Source organism: Pseudomonas brassicacearum subsp. brassicacearum, from assembly GCF_008801605.1.
Taxonomy (GTDB): Bacteria; Pseudomonadota; Gammaproteobacteria; order Pseudomonadales; family Pseudomonadaceae; genus Aquipseudomonas; species Aquipseudomonas brassicacearum.
In genome coordinates, this window is sequence record NZ_VZPJ01000002.1 from 572,958 (window position 1) to 589,828 (window position 16,871).

The window sequence follows — 16,871 nt, forward strand, 5'->3', positions numbered from 1 at the left end:
TTCACGGGGCATGTGTTCACCAAAGATCCCTGTGGGAGCGAGCTTGCTCGCGATGAGAGCGACGCAGTTTTTCAGGCCTGGTGTGTGATCCGCCCATCCATCAGGGTGTAACGCACCACCCCCGGCAGGCTATGGCCGAGGAACGGGCAGTTGTCACCCTTGGAACGCCAGGCTTCACCGGCCACGGTGGAGGCGGCGGGGTCGAACAGCACCAGGTCCGCCGCGGCGCCAACCGCGAGTTTCCCCGCCGGCAGTTGCAGCGCCTGGGCCGGGCCGGCGCTCAGGCGCGCCAGCAGGGTCGGCAGGTCCAGCAGACCGTCTTCCACCAGCGTCAAGGCCAGCGGCAGCAGCAGTTCGACGCTGCTGATGCCCGGCTCGGTGGCGCCGAACGGTGCCAGCTTGGCATCGCGTTCATGGGGTTGGTGATGGCTGGAGATGGCCGAAATCACCCCGGACTTCACCGCCTCACGCAGGCCATCGCGGTCGGCGCGGGTGCGCAGTGGCGGCTGGACGTGGTAGACGCTGTTGAAATCGATCAGCGCTTCGTCGGTCAGGATCAACTGGTACAGCGCCACATCGGCGGTCACCGGCAGGCCGCGGGCCTGGGCCTGGGCGATCAGTGCCGCACCGCGAGCACTGGTCAACTGGCTGAAGTGGGCGCGTACGCCGCTTTGCTCGACCAACAGCAGGTCCCGGGCCAGGGCCACGGTCTCGGCGGTTTCCGGGATGCCCGGCAGGCCGAGGAAACTGGCGGTCGGGCCTTCGTGGGCCAGGCCACCTTCGGCCAGGTCGTGGTCCTGGGAGTTGAAGATCACCGTCAGCCCGAAGGTCGCCGCGTATTCCAGGGCGCGGCACAGGGTACGGGTGTTGCGGAAACTGTTCAGGCCGTTGCCGAACGCCACGCAACCGGCGTCACGCAGGGCGATGAGTTCGGCCAGTTGCTCGCCGTCCAGGCCCTTGCTCAGTGCGCCAATCGGGAAGACCTTGGTGTTGCCGGCCTCGCGGGCACGGTCGAGGATCAGTTCGGCTACGGCCGAGGTGTCCAGCACCGGTTTGGTCTGCGGCGGGCAGCACAGGCTGGTCACGCCACCGGCAGCGGCGGCCCGGGTTTCGCTGACGATACTGCCTTTGCGGCTGTAGCCCGGTTCGCGCAGGGCGACGTTCAGGTCCACCAGGCCGGGAGCGGCCACCAGGCCTTGGGCGTCGAGGGTCTCGACCGCGACGAAATCGGCCGGCACCGCGCCAAGGGCGACGATCTTGCAGGCATCGATATGGATATCAGTCACTTGATCCAGGCCACTGGCTGGATCAATCACGCGTGCGCCGAGAATGCTGAGCTTCACTGGGCGTTCTCCTGGTCGAATTGGCGCTGGGCCGTTTGCCCGCTCATGGCCATGGACAGCACGGCCATGCGGATGGCGATGCCGTAAGTCACCTGGTTGAGAATCACCGAGTGCGGCCCGTCGGCCACCGCCGACTCGATCTCCACGCCGCGGTTGATCGGCCCCGGGTGCATGACGATAGCGTCCGGCTTGGCCCCGGCCAGGCGTGCGGTGGTCAGGCCGAACAGGCGGTAGAACTCGCCTTCGCTGGGCAGCAGGCCGCCGGTCATGCGCTCGCGTTGCAGGCGCAGCATGATCACCACGTCCACATCCTTGAGGCCTTCGGTCATGTCGGTGTAGACCTTCACGCCGTATTGCTCGACGCCGATGGGCAGCAGGGTTTTCGGCGCGATCACGCGGATGTCCGGGCAGCCGAGGGTCTTGAGGGCCAGCATGTTCGAGCGGGCCACCCGCGAGTGCAGGATGTCGCCGACGATGGCCACCGACAGGTTTTCGAAGCTGCCCTTGTGCCGACGGATGGTCAGCATGTCCAGCATGCCCTGGGTCGGGTGGGCGTGACGGCCGTCGCCGCCGTTGATGATCGCCACTTGCGGGCAGACGTGTTCGGCAATGAAGTGCGCCGCGCCGGAGTCGCCGTGGCGCACGACGAACATGTCGGCGGCCATGGCTTCGAGGTTGCGCAGGGTGTCGAGCAGGGTTTCACCCTTGCTCGCCGAGGACGTGGACACGTTGAGGGTGATCACGTCCGCCGACAGCCGTTGGGCCGCCAGTTCGAAGGTGGTGCGGGTGCGGGTGGAGTTTTCGAAGAACACGTTGCACACGGTCTTGCCGCGCAGCAACGGAACTTTCTTCACCGCCCGGGCACCGACTTCGAGAAACGAGTCGGCAGTGTCGAGGATTTCCGTCAGCAGCTCGCGGCGCAGGCCGTCGAGGGACAGGAAGTGCCGCAGCTGGCCCTGATCGTTGAGCTGCAGCGGGCGCTTGGTTTCGAGAGGCGTCATCGCGATGGACTCTTACAAGGGCAGTTAAAGGGCAAGGTCTTGCAGTTCGAGTTGCAGCGGCGACGGGCCGGAGAGCTTGACCCGCTCGTGGGCGGCCAGCGTCAGCGTCGCACCGACCACGTTCGGCCGGATCGGCAGCTCGGCGGCGTCCAGGTCCAGCAGGCACACCAGTGTCACGCTGGCCGGGCGGCCGTAGTCGAACAGTTCGTTCATGGCGGCGCGGATGGTCCGGCCGCTCATCAGCACGTCGTCGATCAGCACCAGGTGCTGGCCTTCGATCTCGAACGGCAGGGCTGAGGGGCGCACTTGTGGGTGCAGGCCGTTCTGGCTGAAATCGTCGCGGTAGAAGGACACGTCCAGGGTGCCCAACGGCGATTGGCTGCCCAGTGCTTCGAGCAAGGCCTGGGCGACCCAGACGCCACCGGTGCGAATACCGATGTAGCGCGGGTCGCTGATGCCGCGGTGTTCCAGGTGTGCCTTGAGACGAATCGCCATCTGGCTGATCAGTTCGGCAGGATTGGGCAGGCTCATGCTGGCTCCTTCAGGTTCCCGGGCCGGTGGTGAATGGCGCGGTCTATCGCTAAGAGAAAGCGCCTTGGCGGCGCTTTCAAAAAATCAGGTTTCGAACAGGGCGGCGTTGGCGTCGAGCCAACCTTGCAGCAGCAGGGCGGCGGCGATGGCGTCCACCGGGTTGTCGCGGTAACTGCCTTTCTGCCCGCCGCGCACCAGGCGCTCGCCCTTGGCCTCGAAGGTGGTCAGGCGCTCGTCATGGGTATAGAAGGGCAGGTTGTAGCGGCCATTGAGCCGGCGGGCGAATTTCTCGGCGCGCAGGCACATGTCACTGGGCGTGCCGTCCATGTTCAGCGGCAGGCCGACCACCACGGCATCGGGTTTCCACTCCTTGATCAGCGCTTCGACCTGGTTCCAGTCCGGAACGCCATTCTGCGCCTTCAAGGTGCACAACTCGCGGGCCTGGCCGGTAATGACCTGGCCGACCGCTACGCCGATCTGTTTGGTGCCGTAATCGAAGCCCAGCAGCAAGCGCAGGGCCATCAGGCGTGTCCTGCCTGGCTGGTGAGCAGGCTGAGGTTGACCCCCAACCGGCTGGCCGCCGCTTCCAGGCGCAATTCGCTGCTGGTGTTGAACAGGATGTCGGCGTCGAACGGGCAGGTCAGCCAGGCGTTGTCGGCCAGTTCGGCTTCCAGTTGCCCGGGTTCCCAACCGGCATAGCCGAGGGCGATCAGGCTTTTCTCAGGGCCGACGCCGTCGGCGATGGCGAACAGCACGTCCTGGGAGGTGGACAGCGACACCCCGTCCAGATCCACGGTGGCCTGATATTTGGGGCCCGACGGATGGAGCACGAAACCGCGGTCGGTCTGCACCGGGCCGCCGATGAAAATCGGCACATGCTGGCACAAGAGTGGCGGTTCTACTTCGGGGCGCAACTGCTCCAGGATGTCCGCCAGGTTCAATTCCTGCGGGCGATTGATTACCAGCCCCATGGCCCCATTGGCCGTGTGCTCGACGATGTAGGTCAAGGTGTGGGCAAAATTCGGATCGGCCATGTGCGGCATGGCAATCAGGAAGTGATGCTTGAGGTAGGTGGGGCTGACGTTTTTCATAGGCGCTAGTGTGGCGGGGCGGGGGCGAACTGACAAGCCGGGAAATGCCTGAGACTGTCACCAATCCCCTGTGGGAGCGAGCTGTGTGGGAGCAAAGCTTGCTCGCGATCCAGGCGCTGCGGTCCTCAAGAGACTGCGGCGTTTTCATCGCGGGCAAGCCTTGCTCCCAGACAGCTCGCTCCCACATTCGATCTGGGGTGAGCCTGCAGGGCTCGGCGGCGGTTCAGTTACTGGAGAGCTTGTCGCCGCGGGCGAACTTCCAGGTGCGGATGATTTCCAGCCGGTCGATGTCCGACAAGTCCCCGGTAAACGGCGCGAACGGTGCGGCCAGGCGTACGATCCGTTGGGCCGCCTGGTCCAGCAGCGGCTGGCCGGAAGACTCGAGCACCAGCACTTCATACAGCGAGCCGTCACGGTTGATCGAGACCATTAGCCGCAGGTTGCCGTAGATCTGTTTGCGCCGGGCTTCGTCGGGGTAGTTGAGGTTGCCGATGCGCTCGACCTTCTTGCGCCACTCGTCCTTGTACCAGGCGCCCTTGTCGCGCATGGTCGAGGCGGCGCTCAGGCGGTGGATGCGCGGGCGCTTGGCGTAGAGCTGTTGCTCCTGGGCCAGTTCGGCCTCCAGGCTGGCGATGTCGCTGGACAACTGTGAGCTGTCGAAGGTGGGTTCGGGGGCCTTGGGTTTGGGATCAGGCTTGACCTCTTCCTTGACCGGGGCCTTTTTCGGCTTCGGCGCCACGGTGGTCACGGCTGCCTTGGGCGCCGTCTCCTGCACTTCGGGCTTGGCCGCTGGCGGCGGGGTGACTTTCTGCACCGTATTGTCCTGGAACGGCGCGATCTCGGTGGTCTTGGGGATCGCCTTTTTTTCCAGGGTGCCGCTGCCTTGCTGGTTTTCCTGGGCGAGGAAGTCGGCCTTCTTGGGCTTGGTCTCGCTCTTGAAGGTGGCCAGGGTGATTTCCAGGGTCTGGCTGATCTGCTTGGGCTCGACCGTGGCAAAACCGACGCCCAGCAGCAGGGCCAGGTGGATCAACGCCGCCAGGAACAGGGTAAAACCGAGGCGATCAGCCGGGCGCACGCTACGATGGGCGAGCTCTTGGGGCAGATCGGACGGGAGTGTCATGACAAGGAAACCAACATCGCGTTTTTTTCAGGCCGGGCATGATAACGCAATGTGGGTTTCCTTCAGCAGATCTGGATCAACGAGCCTTGAGCTTCTGATCGATGGCATCCATCAGCATGCCACCGATGTCGGTGCCAAAGGCATTGTCGATCTCGCGGATGCAGGTCGGGCTGGTGACGTTGATCTCTGTCAGGTGCTCGCCGATCACGTCCAGGCCTACGAACAGCAGGCCTTTTTCGCGCAGGGTCGGGCCGACCTGGGCGGCGATCCAGCGATCCTTGTCGGTCAACGGACGCGCCTCGCCACGCCCGCCAGCCGCCAGGTTGCCGCGGGTTTCGCCGGCTGCCGGAATGCGGGCCAGGCAATAGTCCACCGGTTCGCCGTCGATCATCAGGATGCGCTTGTCGCCATCGACGATGGCCGGCAGGTAACCCTGGATCATGATCTGCTGCTTGCCGTGCAAGGTCAGGGTTTCCAGGATCACCGAGAGGTTCGGGTGGCCAGCGGTGTGCCGGAAGATCGAGGAGCCGCCCATGCCGTCCAGAGGCTTGAGGATCACGTCGCCGTGATGGTCGGCAAATTCGCGCAACACGTCCGGGCGACGGCTGACGATGGTCGGCGGCGTGCATTGCGGGAACAGCGTGGCGAACAGCTTTTCGTTGCAGTCGCGCAGGCTCTGGGGCTTGTTGACCACCAGCACGCCGGCGTTTTCAGCCTGTTCCAGCAGGTAGGTGGAGTACACGAACTCCATGTCGAACGGCGGATCCTTGCGCATCAGGATCACGTCCAGGTCGCTCAGCAGCGCGTCGCTCTCGGTGCCCAGCTCAAACCACTTCTCGGGGTTGGCGAAGACTTTCAACGGTTTCATTCGCGCCCGAGCCTGGCCTTCGGCCTGGTAGAGGTCGCGCTGTTCCATGTAGAACAGCTCCCAGCCGCGCTTCTGAGCGGCCAGCAGCATGGCCAGCGAGCTATCCTTTTTATAGGAAATGCTGGCGATAGGGTCCATGACAATGCCGACGCGTACGCTCATGGCTTGGTTCCTCGAAATGTGATGGGCACATATTGGCGTGAAAAAGTGGCGTCAGAGTGGCGTCCGGAAGATTGGCGGTCAAGGAAAAACCACCGCGCCGAGCGGCCGATAGATCGGCGATGGAGACTGTGCTAAAAAGGCTGCCATGTGACGTGCGGGCCTTGAACATCAAGGGTTTGCGCTGTCGATCACACTTACGCGTTAAAAACCGGTTCGCAGTGGCAATGGCAGAGCATCTCACGCAGCAGCAACCCAGCGCCTTGAAGGTCATGGTCATCGACGACTCGAAGACCATCCGCCGCACCGCCGAAACCCTGCTGCGCAACGTGGGCTGCGAGGTGATCACGGCCGTCGATGGCTTCGATGCCCTGGCCAAGATCGCCGACCATCATCCGGGCATCATTTTTGTCGACATCATGATGCCGCGCCTTGATGGCTACCAGACCTGTGCCCTGATCAAGAACAACAGCGCGTTCAAGGCCACGCCGGTGATCATGCTGTCGTCTCGCGACGGGTTGTTCGACAAGGCCAAGGGACGCATCGTCGGTTCCGATCAGTTTTTGACCAAGCCGTTCAGCAAGGAAGAACTGCTGGGCGCGATACAGGCCCATGTTCCGGGCTTTGCCGCTGTCCAGCCGCACCAGGCACATTAATGACACTTGGCCAACGGGCCTGGGGTCAACAAGAAAATGGGGAACACCATGGCACGAGTTCTGATCGTCGATGATTCGCCGACTGAAATGTATAAATTGACCGGCATGCTGGAAAAGCACGGCCATCAGGTCCTGAAAGCCGAGAATGGCGCCGATGGTGTGGCCCTGGCCCGCCAGGAAAAACCCGATGCGGTGCTGATGGACATCGTCATGCCCGGCCTCAACGGTTTCCAGGCAACGCGCCAGCTGACCAAGGACCCGGACACCGGCCACATCCCCGTGATCATCATCACCACCAAGGACCAGGACACCGACAAGGTCTGGGGTACGCGCCAAGGGGCGAAGGACTACCTGACCAAACCGGTGGACGAAGAAACCCTGATCGCGACCCTGAACAAAGTGCTGGCGGGCTGACGGTGCGGCCATGAGCCAATCCCTGACCGCATTCGAACTGCTGCTGCAGATCGACCGGCGTTGCCGGTTGCTGGGGGCGGACCTGCCCTCCCAGCCGACCCATCGCGCCGGTTGGAGCGGCATTGGCTTTCGCTTGGGCGAGCACTGGTACGTAGCGCCGATGGGTGAAGTCAGCGAAGTGCTGCACGAACCACGTCACACGCATTTGCCCGGGGTCAAGCCGTGGGTGCGTGGAGTGGCTAACCTGCGCGGGCGTTTGTTGCCGTTGATGGACTTGTGCGGGTTCTTTGGCCACGAGCTGTCGACCGTGCGCAAGCAGCGGCGCGTGTTGGTGGTGGATCACGACGAGGTGTTCGCCGGGTTGTTGGTGGACGAGGTCCTTGGGCTGCAGCATTTTGCCCAGGACAGCCTGGAACCGACGCTGGTGGACGACCTCGACGGCCCGGAAGCGGCCTTCGTCAAGGGCCGGTTTGGCGGTGAGCGCGAGTGGCAAGTGTTCAGCCCGTTTGCCCTGGCGCGGTCGCCGGGGTTCATGGATGTGGCGATTTAACGAGATGCAGCGCAGGCCCCCTCTGGGAGCGAGCCGGTGGGAGCACAGCTTGCTCGCGATGGCGGTGCCTCGGTTGGCGAGAAAACTGTGTCGTTCTCATCGCGGGCAAGCCTTGCTCCCACAGAGCCGCACTGGTTGAGCAGGCTGCACGACAAAGGCTTGCTTACAGTCAATAGCTGTAAGTTGGATTGGGCAGTACAGGCGAGAACCGATGATCAAAGCAAAAACAGGCAAGCCACTGGAAGCGTCGCGCAGTCGTTCGCAGATCATCGTGCTGTTCGTCGCGCTGATCGTCTTCATCATGCTGCTGTTCGCCAACTTCGCTTACCTCAACACCCAATCCACCTATGACAAACAGTACATCGGCCATGCCGGCGAGCTGCGGGTGCTGTCCCAGCGCATCGCCAAGAACGCCACCGAGGCCGCCGCCGGCAAGCCCGCGGCGTTCAAGCTGCTGAGCGATGCGCGCAATGACTTCGCCCAGCGCTGGGGCTCCCTGAAACAGGGCGACCCGGTCACCGGCCTGCCCCCTGCGCCGGCCACCCTGCGTCCGCAGATGCGCGCCGTGCAGCTGGATTGGGAGCGCCTGCTAAAGAACACCGATGCCATCCTCTCCAGCGAACAGACCGTGCTGTCGCTGCACCAGGTGGCGGCGACCCTGGCCGAAACCGTGCCGCAGTTGCAGGTCGAGTACGAAAAAGTCGTCGAGATCCTGCTGCAACGCGGCGCGCCGGCCGCCCAGGTGGCCATGGCCCAGCGCCAGTCGCTGCTGGCCGAGCGGATCCTCGGCGCGGTGAATACCGTGCTGGCGGGGGACGAAAACGCCAGCCAGGCCGCCGACACCTTCGGTCGCGACGCCGCGCGTTTTGGCCAGGTGCTCAATGGCATGTTGCAAGGTGACCCGGCCCTGAAGATATCCCAGGTCCAGGACCGCGATGCCCGGGCACGCCTGAGCGAAATCAGCGAGCTCTTCGAGTTCGTCTCCGGTTCGGTGGACGAAATCCTCGAGACCTCCCCGGAGCTGTTCAAGGTCCGCGAATCGGCCGGCAACATCTTCAACCTGTCGCAGACCCTGCTCGACGAGGCTTCGCACCTGGCCACGGCCTTCGAAAACCTCGCCGGCGGGCGTTCCGTCAATACCATCGGCGGCTATGTGCTGGGTTTGCTGGCGCTGATGTCGATCATCCTGATTGGCCTGGTGATGGTCCGCGAAACCAACCGCCAGTTGCACGAAACCGCACAAAAGAACGAGCGCAACCAGAACGCGATCATGCGGTTGCTGGACGAAATCGAAGACCTGGCCGATGGCGACCTGACCGTCACTGCTTCGGTCACCGAGGACTTCACCGGCACCATCGCCGACTCCATCAATTACTCGGTGGACCAACTGCGCGACCTGGTGGCGACCATCAACCTCACCGCCGGCCAGGTCGCCGCTGCGGTGCAGGAAACCCAGGCCACGGCGATGCACCTGGCCCAGGCCTCCGAGCACCAGGCCCAGCAAATTTCCGAAGCTTCGACTTCAATTAATGAAATGGCCCAGTCCATCGACCAGGTATCGGCCAACGCCGCCGAGTCGTCGGCGGTGGCCGAGCGGTCGGTGGAGATTGCCAACAAGGGCAACGAGGTGGTGCACAACACCATTCATGGCATGGACAACATTCGCGAGCAGATCCAGGACACCGCCAAGCGCATCAAGCGCCTGGGTGAGTCATCCCAGGAAATCGGCGACATTGTCAGCCTGATCGACGACATCGCCGACCAGACCAACATCCTGGCCCTCAACGCCGCCATCCAGGCGTCCATGGCCGGCGATGCCGGGCGCGGGTTCGCGGTGGTGGCCGATGAAGTACAGCGCCTGGCCGAGCGCTCTTCGGCGGCGACCCGGCAAATCGAGACCCTGGTGCGGGCGATCCAGGCCGATACCAACGAGGCGGTAATTTCCATGGAGCAGACCACCACCGAAGTGGTGCGCGGTGCGCGACTGGCCCAGGACGCCGGCGTTGCCCTGGAAGAAATCGAAGGCGTGTCCAAGACCCTGGCGGCGCTGATCCAGAGCATTTCCAATGCGGCGCAGCAACAGACCACCTCGGCGGGGCAGATTTCCTTGACCATGAACGTGATCCAGCAGATCACTTCGCAGACTTCATCCGGTTCCACCGCCACTGCCGAGAGCATTGGCAACCTGGCGAAAATGGCCAGCCAGCTGCGTCGTTCGGTGTCGGGGTTCACGTTGCCGGCGGCAGCGGCTGGCGATGAGGAAAAGGGGTGACCAACCGGATCCATCCGTTGGAAAAGGCTTTTTGTGGCGAGGAGGTTTCTGTGGGAGCAAGGCTTGCCCGCGATGAAGATAACGCGGTTCTTCGGGAACCGAGGTGTTTGCATCGCGAGCAAGCTTTGCTCCCACAGGTAAATCCCTTCCCCGCGGGCGTGTTGTGTTCTCCTGATTGGAGTGGTTATGGGTGATCGGCACGACTATGTGGCCCTGGAATGGGTCAAGGGCGAGATTGCCGAAACGCTGAAGCAGGCTCATCTGGCCCTCAACCGCCTGGTGGACGATCCGCAGGCGTCGGACGCCCTCGGGCAATGCCTGGCCTGCATTCACCAGGTCCACGGCGGCCTGCAGATGGTCGAATTCTACGGCGCGGCGCTGCTGGCCGAGGAGATGGAGCAACTGTGCGCCGCCCTGCAGGACAACCGCGTCACCCATCGCGACGAAGCCATCAGCCTGTTGAGCCAGGCCCTGGGGCAGTTGCCGATCTACCTGGACCGCGTACAAGGTGCCCGTCGCGATCTGCCGCTGGTGGTGCTGCCCTTGATCAACGACCTGCGCAGTGCCCGGGGCGAAAGCCTGTTGTCGGAAACCAGTCTGTTCAGCCCCGAGTTGCCCGATATTGCGCCGCTCAGCGACGAGGCCTTGCAGCGCCTCGAACCCGCTGACCTGCCAAACACCTTGCGCAAATTGCGCCAGACCCTGCAAATGGCCCTGGTGGGCCTGCTGCGCGAACAGGACGACGCAACCCACCTCGGTTACCTGGCCAAGGTCTTCCATCGCCTGGAAACCTTGTGTACTGGGGCGCCGCTCAATGCGTTATGGCAGGTGGCCTCGGCGCTGGTCGAAGGCATGCGTGACGGACGTATCGCCAACAGCCCGGCGCTGCGCAGCCTGTTCAAGGAAGCCGACAAGGAACTCAAGCGCCTGCTGGACCAAGGCATGCCAGGCATCAATCAGCCGGCACCGCCCCACCTGCTCAAGAGTTTGTTGTTCTATATTGCCAAGGCCGAACATCCCAGCGGGCAGATGCAGATCATGAAAGAACGCTACTCACTGGACGACGCGCTGCCCGACAGCGCCATGGTCGACGAAGAACGCGCGCGCCTGGCCGGGCCCGACCGCGATGCCATGCGCTCGGTGCTTGCCGCGCTGTGCGAGGAACTGGTGCGGGTCAAGGAGCGCCTGGACCTGTTCGTGCGCAGCGATCGCCAGCACGCCTCGGAGCTGGACAGCCTGTTGGCGCCGCTGCGGCAGATCGCCGACACCCTGGCGGTGCTCGGTTTTGGCCAGCCACGCAAGGTCATCATCGATCAACTGGCCGTGGTCCTGAGCCTCGCCCAGGGCCAGCGCAAGCCGGATGACGCGACCCTCATGGACGTCGCCGGGGCCTTGCTCTACGTCGAGGCGACGCTGGCCGGCATGGTCGGCACCGTCGAGCCCGAGAGCCGCGAAGACACCCACCTGCCCACCACCGACCTGACCCAGATCCACCAGATCGTCATCAAGGAAGCCCACACCTGCCTGCAACAGGCCAAGGACATGATCGTCGACTACATCGACGCGGACTGGAACCGCGAGCAACTGCAGCCCTTGCCGGCGTTGCTGACCCAGGTGCGTGGCGCGCTGGCGATGATTCCCCTGAGTCGTGCCGCCAGCCTGGTGGAGGCTTGCAACGGTTTCATCCGCGAGCATCTGCTGCTGGATCAGGCCCAGCCGGGCTGGGAAGAACTCGACCACCTGGCTGACGTGATCACCGGTCTCGAATACTACCTGGAGCGCTTGAGCGAGGACCCGGAAACCCCCGGCGAGCCGTTGCTCGACGGGGTCGAGCGGAGCTTGGCTGCGCTCGGTTATTTTCCTGACGAAGCGCGAGTGCCGGTGCTCGACGATGTATTGAGCCCCAACGAAGCCCAGGTCATGCAGGACTTGCAGGAATGGGACGACCCGCAGACGGTGCAATCCTTGGCCGAGGTGCTGGCCAGCCCGATCTCGGCGGTCAATCCGCCAGCCAAGAGCACCCCGGGCAGCCTGTTGCCGCCACCGTTGGATGAAAGTCCGGTGGACGATGAGTTGCGCGAGGTCTTCCTCGAGGAAACCGGCGAGGTGCTGGACGTCCTGCGTGAATACCTGCCGCGCTGGAGTGCGCATCCCGACGACCACGGCGCCCTGAGCGAACTGCGCCGGGCCTTCCACACCCTCAAGGGCAGTGGCCGGATGGTCCGGGCGCTGGTGCTGGGTGAACTGGCCTGGGCCGTGGAAAACCTGCTCAACCGGGTCCTGGAGCGCAGCGTCGAGCCGCAGGCCTCGGTCCGCCAGTTGATTGAAGACACGGTGCAGTTGTTGCCGGCCCTGGTGGCCGAATTCGCCGCCAATCACCAGCGCCAGCGCGACGACGTCGACCGCTTGGCCGCCCGCGCGCATGTCCTGGCCAAGGGCGGCGATGAGAAGGATGAAGACGAGCAGGACGTGGCCGCCCTCGATCCGCTGCTGTTGAAGATCTTCGACAGCGAAGCCCAGGGCCACCTCGCCAGCCTCAATCGCTTTCTCGATCAGTCGGCCGACCACCTGCCCCTGCAGGCCAGTGATGAGTTGCAGCGGGCCTTGCATACGCTCAAGGGCAGCGCGTCGATGGCCGGCGTGCTGCCGATCGCCGAGCTGGCCGGGGCGATGGATGAGCTGGCCCGGGAATACCGGGCGCATCTGATTGCCCTCGATCTGGATGAGGTCGAATTGCTGCTGGAAGCCGAAGGGCTGCTGCGCCGGGGCCTGCGCCAGTTGCACAGCGAGCCGCTGGCAGCGATCCCTGGCGCCGAGGATCTGATCCAGCGCGCCCAGGCCCTGCTGGCCGAGCGTCTGCACGCCGCCAACAGCGCGCCGGACAAAGCGCTGCGGACCAAGCGCGACCCACAACTGATCAACAACTTCCTAGCCCAGGGCATGGACATCCTGCTGGACGCCGAAAGCCTCTTGCAGCGCTGGCAGCAGCACCCCGGCGAAGGCCAGGAACTGAGTGCGCTGCTCGATGAGCTGACCACCCTCGGCGAAGGCGCGCACCTGGCCGACTTGCACCCGGTGGACGAACTCTGCGAAGCCTTGCTCGACCTCTACGGTGCGGTAGAGGAAAGCAGCCTGGCGGTCAGCGATGAATTTTTCCAGGAAGCCCAGCGCGCCCATGAAGCGCTGATCGATATGCTCGATGAGCTGGCGGCCGGGCAGCATGTGCATCCGCAGCCCGAGCGGGTACAGGCCCTGCGTCGCTTGCTTCAGGAGAGCCTTGATCCATCGGCCACCGGCCTGATCCGCAGCGACGGCAGCCGCACCCTGAGCATCCGCGAACTGGGCCACGCGACGGCGGAAATGGAGCGTGACGCGCCCGTCGATACCTCGATGGAAGATGACCTCGCGGCGATTTTCCTCGAAGAAGCCCAAGACATCCTCGAAAGCGCCGCCCAGGCCTTGCAACGCTGGTTGGCCGATCCGGATAACGGCGCACCGCTGTCCTCGCTGCAACGTGACTTGCACACCCTCAAGGGCGGTGCGCGAATGGCCGACATCCGGCCGGTGAGCGACCTGGCCCAGGAGTTGGAAAACCTTTACGAAGGGCTGGTGGACCGCCGCTACAGCTACAGCGAGGAACTGGCGCAACTGCTTGCCAGCAGCCACGAACGCCTCGACCTGTTGCTCGGGCAGTTGCAACAGGGCCAGCCGTTGGGCGATCCCGTTGCGCTGATCGACGCCATTCGACGGTTCCGCCAGGACAAGCCGAACGCCATCGAGACGAGCGCAGCGGCCCAGGCCGACGGCGCCGGCCATGATCCCGAGTTGCTGGAAATCTTCCTTGAAGAAGGCTTCGACATCCTCGACAGCTCGGGCGCGGCGCTGCTGCGCTGGCAGGAAGAACCGTCGAATCGCCAGGCCGTGGAAACCTTGCTGCGGGATTTGCACACCCTCAAGGGCGGTGCGCGCATGGTGGAAATCGGACCCATCGGCGACCTGGCCCACGAGTTGGAAAATCTCTACGAAGGCCTGTCGGCAGGCCTGCTTCAGCCGAGCCCGGCGCTGTTCACTTTGTTGCAAAGCAGTCATGACCGATTGGCGCAGATGCTCGATGCAGTACGCGCCGGCCACCCGTGCCCGTTGGCGGACCGACTGATCGCGCAGATCCAGGCGGTGAATCATCCCCAGGAGAATGCTGCACCGCAGGCTGTCTCGGCGCCGGAGCCGGTGCCCACTCCCATCGTCAGCCCGCCTGCGGCGCCTGCAAGACCGGACCCCAGCGCAGCGGGCGACGGTGCGGACATGGTCAAGGTATCCGCCGAACTGCTCGACGACCTGGTGAACCTGGCGGGCGAAACGTCGATCTTCCGTGGGCGTATCGAACAGCAGGTCAACGACGGGCGCGTGGCCCTGGGCGAAATGGAAACCACCATCGAGCGCATGCGCGATCAGTTGCGGCGCCTGGATACCGAAACCCAGGGGCGGATTCTCAGCCGGCAACAGGTGGAGGCCGAGCGCCTGGGCTATGAAGAGTTCGACCCGCTGGAGATGGACCGCCACTCCCAGTTGCAGCAGTTGTCCCGGGCACTGTTCGAGTCCGCCTCGGACTTGCTTGAGCTCAAGGAAACCCTCGACCGCAGCAATCACGATGCCGAGGTCCTGCTGCAACAGCAGGGGCGTATCAACACCGAGCTCCAGGAAGGCCTGATGCGTACGCGCATGGTGCCGTTCGAGCGCATGCTGCCACGGCTCAAGCGCATCGTCCGGCAAGTGGCGCAGGAGCTGGGCAAGGACGTGGAATTCCTGGTCGGCAACGCCGACGGCGAGATGGACCGTAACGTGCTGGAGCGCATGGCTGCACCTCTTGAACATATGCTGCGCAACGCCGTCGACCACGGCCTGGAGCCGGCTGACGTGCGCATCGCCGCCGGCAAGCCGGCCCGAGGACGTATCAGCCTCGATCTGTCCCGGGAAGGCGGCGACATCATTTTCGACATCCGCGACGACGGTGCCGGGGTGCCGCTGGAGGCTGTGCGGAACAAGGCGATCAAACGTGGCTTGCTGGCGCCGGACAGCGACATCAGCGAGCGCGACGTGCTGCAGTTCATCTTGCAACCAGGGTTTTCCACGGCCGAGAAAATCACCCAGATATCCGGGCGCGGCGTCGGCATGGACGTGGTCCACGAAGAGGTTCGGCAACTGGGCGGCAGCATGGTCATCGATTCCACGCCGGGGCAGGGCGTGAATTTCCGCATTCGCCTGCCGTTTACCGTGGCGGTGAACCGGGCGTTGATGGTGCACTGTCACGAAGACCAATACGCGATCCCGCTGAACACCATCGAGAGCATTGTCCGGGTGTTGCCCGCCGAACTGGACGGCTATTACCAGCTCGACCCGCCGACCTACACCTATGCCGGGCAGCGTTACGAGTTGTGCTACCTCGGAGAGCTATTGAAAACCGGCGCCCGGCCGAAACTGCTGGGCCAGAGCCAGCCCTTGCCGGTGCTGCTGGTGCAGTGCAACGAGCGGCACGTCGCCGTGCAGGTGGACGCTACCGCCGGGACCCGGGAGATCGTGGTCAAGAGCCTCGGCCCGCAGTTCTCGGCGGTACAGGGCCTGTCCGGGGCGACGATCCTGGGGGACGGCCGGGTGGTGTTGATTCTCGACCTGCTCGCGCCGATCCGCGCCTTGCCCCACCAGGTCCCGCGCCGCCAAGTGCCGGTAGAAGGCGAGGGCGAATCGCAACGGCCGCTGCTGGTGCTGGTGGTGGACGACTCGGTGACCGTGCGCAAGGTCACCAGTCGCCTGCTGGAACGCCACGGCATGCACGTCCTGACCGCCAAGGATGGCGTGGATGCCATGGCGCTGCTGGCCGAGCATGCCCCGGACCTGATGCTGCTGGACATCGAGATGCCGCGCATGGACGGCTTCGAAGTGGCCACGCAAGTGCGCAACGACCCGCGCCTGGCGCATTTGCCGATCATCATGATCACCTCCCGCACCGGCCAGAAACACCGCGACCGCGCCATGGCCATCGGCGTCAACGACTACCTGGGCAAGCCGTACCAGGAATCGGTGCTGCTCGACAGCATCGCGTACTGGAGCAAAACACATGCATGACCTGCATCTTCACTCGCGCACCAGCCCACTCACCGGCCTGTTGTTGCCATTGGCTGACCGGCACCTGGTGTTGCCCAACGTGGCCGTGGCCGAACTGATCGACTACCAGAGCAGCGTATTCGATATGGACACCCCGCCGTGGTTCCTGGGCTGGGTGAGCTGGCGTGAACGGCAAATCCCGTTGCTGAGCTTCGAGTCGGCCTGCGGCCAGAAGACCGTGATTGGCGAGCGAGTGCGCATCGTCGTGCTCAACGCCCTCGGCGGACGGCCGGAGCTGCGTTTCATAGCGCTGCTGGTGCAAGGCATCCCACGCTCCTACAAGCTCGACAGCCAGTTGAGCTACGTCGACGTGCCGCTGTGCGGGTTGGAACAGGCGGCGGTGCAAGTGGGCGAGCACGTGGCGAAGGTGCCGGATTTGTTGGCACTGGAGGAGTTGGTGATGGCTGCGGGCCTGATTCAGCCCCACAAACCCTGAGGCATACGAATTCCCAATGTGGGAGCGAGCTTTCTCGCGATGGCGGCCTGACAGCTGGCCAAAATTTTGTTGATCGGGTACATATCCATTGCTGCGGTAACGGCTGCTTAGGGTTCCGCCCTTACGGCGGGTCACTTTTTTCAGACGCCAAAAAAGTAACCAAAAAGGCTTTGCCCCACCACTCGGTGCCTCGCCTAGGCTCGGCATGCCCGAACGAAGGCATTGCTCCGTGGGCCCGCCGCGAAGGGCCATCCATGGCCCAGCGCGGCTA

Annotated in this window: 13 protein-coding genes; 6 read left to right on the top strand and 7 right to left on the bottom strand. The window is 64.1% G+C overall.

All coding sequences use genetic code 11. The features are described from left to right. Positions 1 to 71: 71 nt before the first annotated feature. From F7R20_RS08465 to gshB, 7 genes are all read right to left on the bottom strand, one after another. Complete coding sequence (locus F7R20_RS08465; RefSeq protein ID WP_003206475.1) at positions 72 to 1,343, bottom strand: dihydroorotase; 1,272 nt, start codon at positions 1,341 to 1,343, stop codon at positions 72 to 74. After that, entirely contained in the window at positions 1,340 to 2,344 is a 1,005-nt protein-coding gene (locus F7R20_RS08470; protein WP_003177495.1) for an aspartate carbamoyltransferase catalytic subunit, read from the bottom strand. Before F7R20_RS08470 ends, F7R20_RS08465 begins: the two co-directional genes overlap by 4 nt. Positions 2,345 to 2,368: 24 nt before the next feature. After that, on the bottom strand, positions 2,369 to 2,875 hold the full coding sequence (gene pyrR / locus F7R20_RS08475; RefSeq protein ID WP_003206474.1) for a bifunctional pyr operon transcriptional regulator/uracil phosphoribosyltransferase PyrR: 507 nt from the start codon (positions 2,873 to 2,875) through the stop codon (positions 2,369 to 2,371). 84 nt (positions 2,876 to 2,959) lie between these two features. Further along, the gene (ruvX, locus tag F7R20_RS08480; protein ID WP_003177497.1) at positions 2,960 to 3,397 is read right to left on the bottom strand and encodes a Holliday junction resolvase RuvX; all 438 of its coding nucleotides are present in this window, start codon (positions 3,395 to 3,397) and stop codon (positions 2,960 to 2,962) included. Continuing rightward, positions 3,397 to 3,966, bottom strand: a complete 570-nt coding sequence (locus F7R20_RS08485) for a YqgE/AlgH family protein (protein WP_003206472.1) — start codon at positions 3,964 to 3,966, stop codon at positions 3,397 to 3,399. The genes ruvX and F7R20_RS08485 overlap by 1 nt, the downstream gene beginning before the upstream one ends. Before the next feature lie 223 nt (positions 3,967 to 4,189). Further along, positions 4,190 to 5,086 carry an energy transducer TonB gene (locus tag F7R20_RS08490; protein WP_003206470.1) on the bottom strand — a complete coding sequence of 299 codons (897 nt, stop codon included), beginning with the start codon at positions 5,084 to 5,086 and terminating at the stop codon, positions 4,190 to 4,192. Positions 5,087 to 5,162: 76 nt separating this feature from the next. Continuing rightward, complete coding sequence (gene gshB, locus F7R20_RS08495; protein ID WP_003206468.1) at positions 5,163 to 6,116, bottom strand: glutathione synthase; 954 nt, start codon at positions 6,114 to 6,116, stop codon at positions 5,163 to 5,165. Positions 6,117 to 6,340: 224 nt separating this feature from the next. Between gshB and F7R20_RS08500 the strand changes: the two genes are divergently transcribed. The 6 genes from F7R20_RS08500 to F7R20_RS08530 all read left to right on the top strand — a co-directional run bounded on the left by F7R20_RS08500 (position 6,341) and on the right by F7R20_RS08530 (position 16,600). Beyond that, on the top strand, positions 6,341 to 6,769 hold the full coding sequence (locus tag F7R20_RS08500) for a response regulator (RefSeq protein WP_003206467.1): 429 nt from the start codon (positions 6,341 to 6,343) through the stop codon (positions 6,767 to 6,769). A 48-nt stretch (positions 6,770 to 6,817) separates the two neighbouring features. Beyond that, positions 6,818 to 7,183 (top strand): twitching motility response regulator PilH, encoded by a 366-nt coding sequence (gene pilH, locus F7R20_RS08505; protein WP_003206465.1) that lies wholly within the window; start codon positions 6,818 to 6,820, stop codon positions 7,181 to 7,183. Between the two features lie 10 nt (positions 7,184 to 7,193). After that, on the top strand, positions 7,194 to 7,733 hold the full coding sequence (locus tag F7R20_RS08510; RefSeq protein ID WP_003206464.1) for a chemotaxis protein CheW: 540 nt from the start codon (positions 7,194 to 7,196) through the stop codon (positions 7,731 to 7,733). A 211-nt stretch (positions 7,734 to 7,944) separates the two neighbouring features. Further along, the gene (locus F7R20_RS08515; protein ID WP_003206462.1) at positions 7,945 to 10,005 is read left to right on the top strand and encodes a methyl-accepting chemotaxis protein; all 2,061 of its coding nucleotides are present in this window, start codon (positions 7,945 to 7,947) and stop codon (positions 10,003 to 10,005) included. Between the two features lie 186 nt (positions 10,006 to 10,191). After that, positions 10,192 to 16,125, top strand: a complete 5,934-nt coding sequence (locus tag F7R20_RS08525; protein ID WP_003206461.1) for an Hpt domain-containing protein — start codon at positions 10,192 to 10,194, stop codon at positions 16,123 to 16,125. After that, positions 16,118 to 16,600, top strand: a complete 483-nt coding sequence (locus F7R20_RS08530; protein WP_003206459.1) for a chemotaxis protein CheW — start codon at positions 16,118 to 16,120, stop codon at positions 16,598 to 16,600. Before F7R20_RS08525 ends, F7R20_RS08530 begins: the two co-directional genes overlap by 8 nt. Positions 16,601 to 16,871: the final 271 nt, after the last annotated feature.

Coding starts and splice junctions, on each gene's coding strand:
- pilH (WP_003206465.1), top strand. CDS start 6,818: ATGGCACGAGTTCTGATCGTCGATGATTCGCCGACTGAAATGTATAAA.
- F7R20_RS08530 (WP_003206459.1), top strand. CDS start 16,118: ATGCATGACCTGCATCTTCACTCGCGCACCAGCCCACTCACCGGCCTG.
- F7R20_RS08515 (WP_003206462.1), top strand. CDS start 7,945: ATGATCAAAGCAAAAACAGGCAAGCCACTGGAAGCGTCGCGCAGTCGT.
- ruvX (WP_003177497.1), bottom strand. CDS start 3,397: ATGGCCCTGCGCTTGCTGCTGGGCTTCGATTACGGCACCAAACAGATC.
- gshB (WP_003206468.1), bottom strand. CDS start 6,116: ATGAGCGTACGCGTCGGCATTGTCATGGACCCTATCGCCAGCATTTCC.
- F7R20_RS08510 (WP_003206464.1), top strand. CDS start 7,194: ATGAGCCAATCCCTGACCGCATTCGAACTGCTGCTGCAGATCGACCGG.
- F7R20_RS08490 (WP_003206470.1), bottom strand. CDS start 5,086: ATGACACTCCCGTCCGATCTGCCCCAAGAGCTCGCCCATCGTAGCGTG.
- F7R20_RS08485 (WP_003206472.1), bottom strand. CDS start 3,966: ATGAAAAACGTCAGCCCCACCTACCTCAAGCATCACTTCCTGATTGCC.
- F7R20_RS08500 (WP_003206467.1), top strand. CDS start 6,341: ATGGCAGAGCATCTCACGCAGCAGCAACCCAGCGCCTTGAAGGTCATG.
- pyrR (WP_003206474.1), bottom strand. CDS start 2,875: ATGAGCCTGCCCAATCCTGCCGAACTGATCAGCCAGATGGCGATTCGT.
- F7R20_RS08525 (WP_003206461.1), top strand. CDS start 10,192: ATGGGTGATCGGCACGACTATGTGGCCCTGGAATGGGTCAAGGGCGAG.
- F7R20_RS08470 (WP_003177495.1), bottom strand. CDS start 2,344: ATGACGCCTCTCGAAACCAAGCGCCCGCTGCAGCTCAACGATCAGGGC.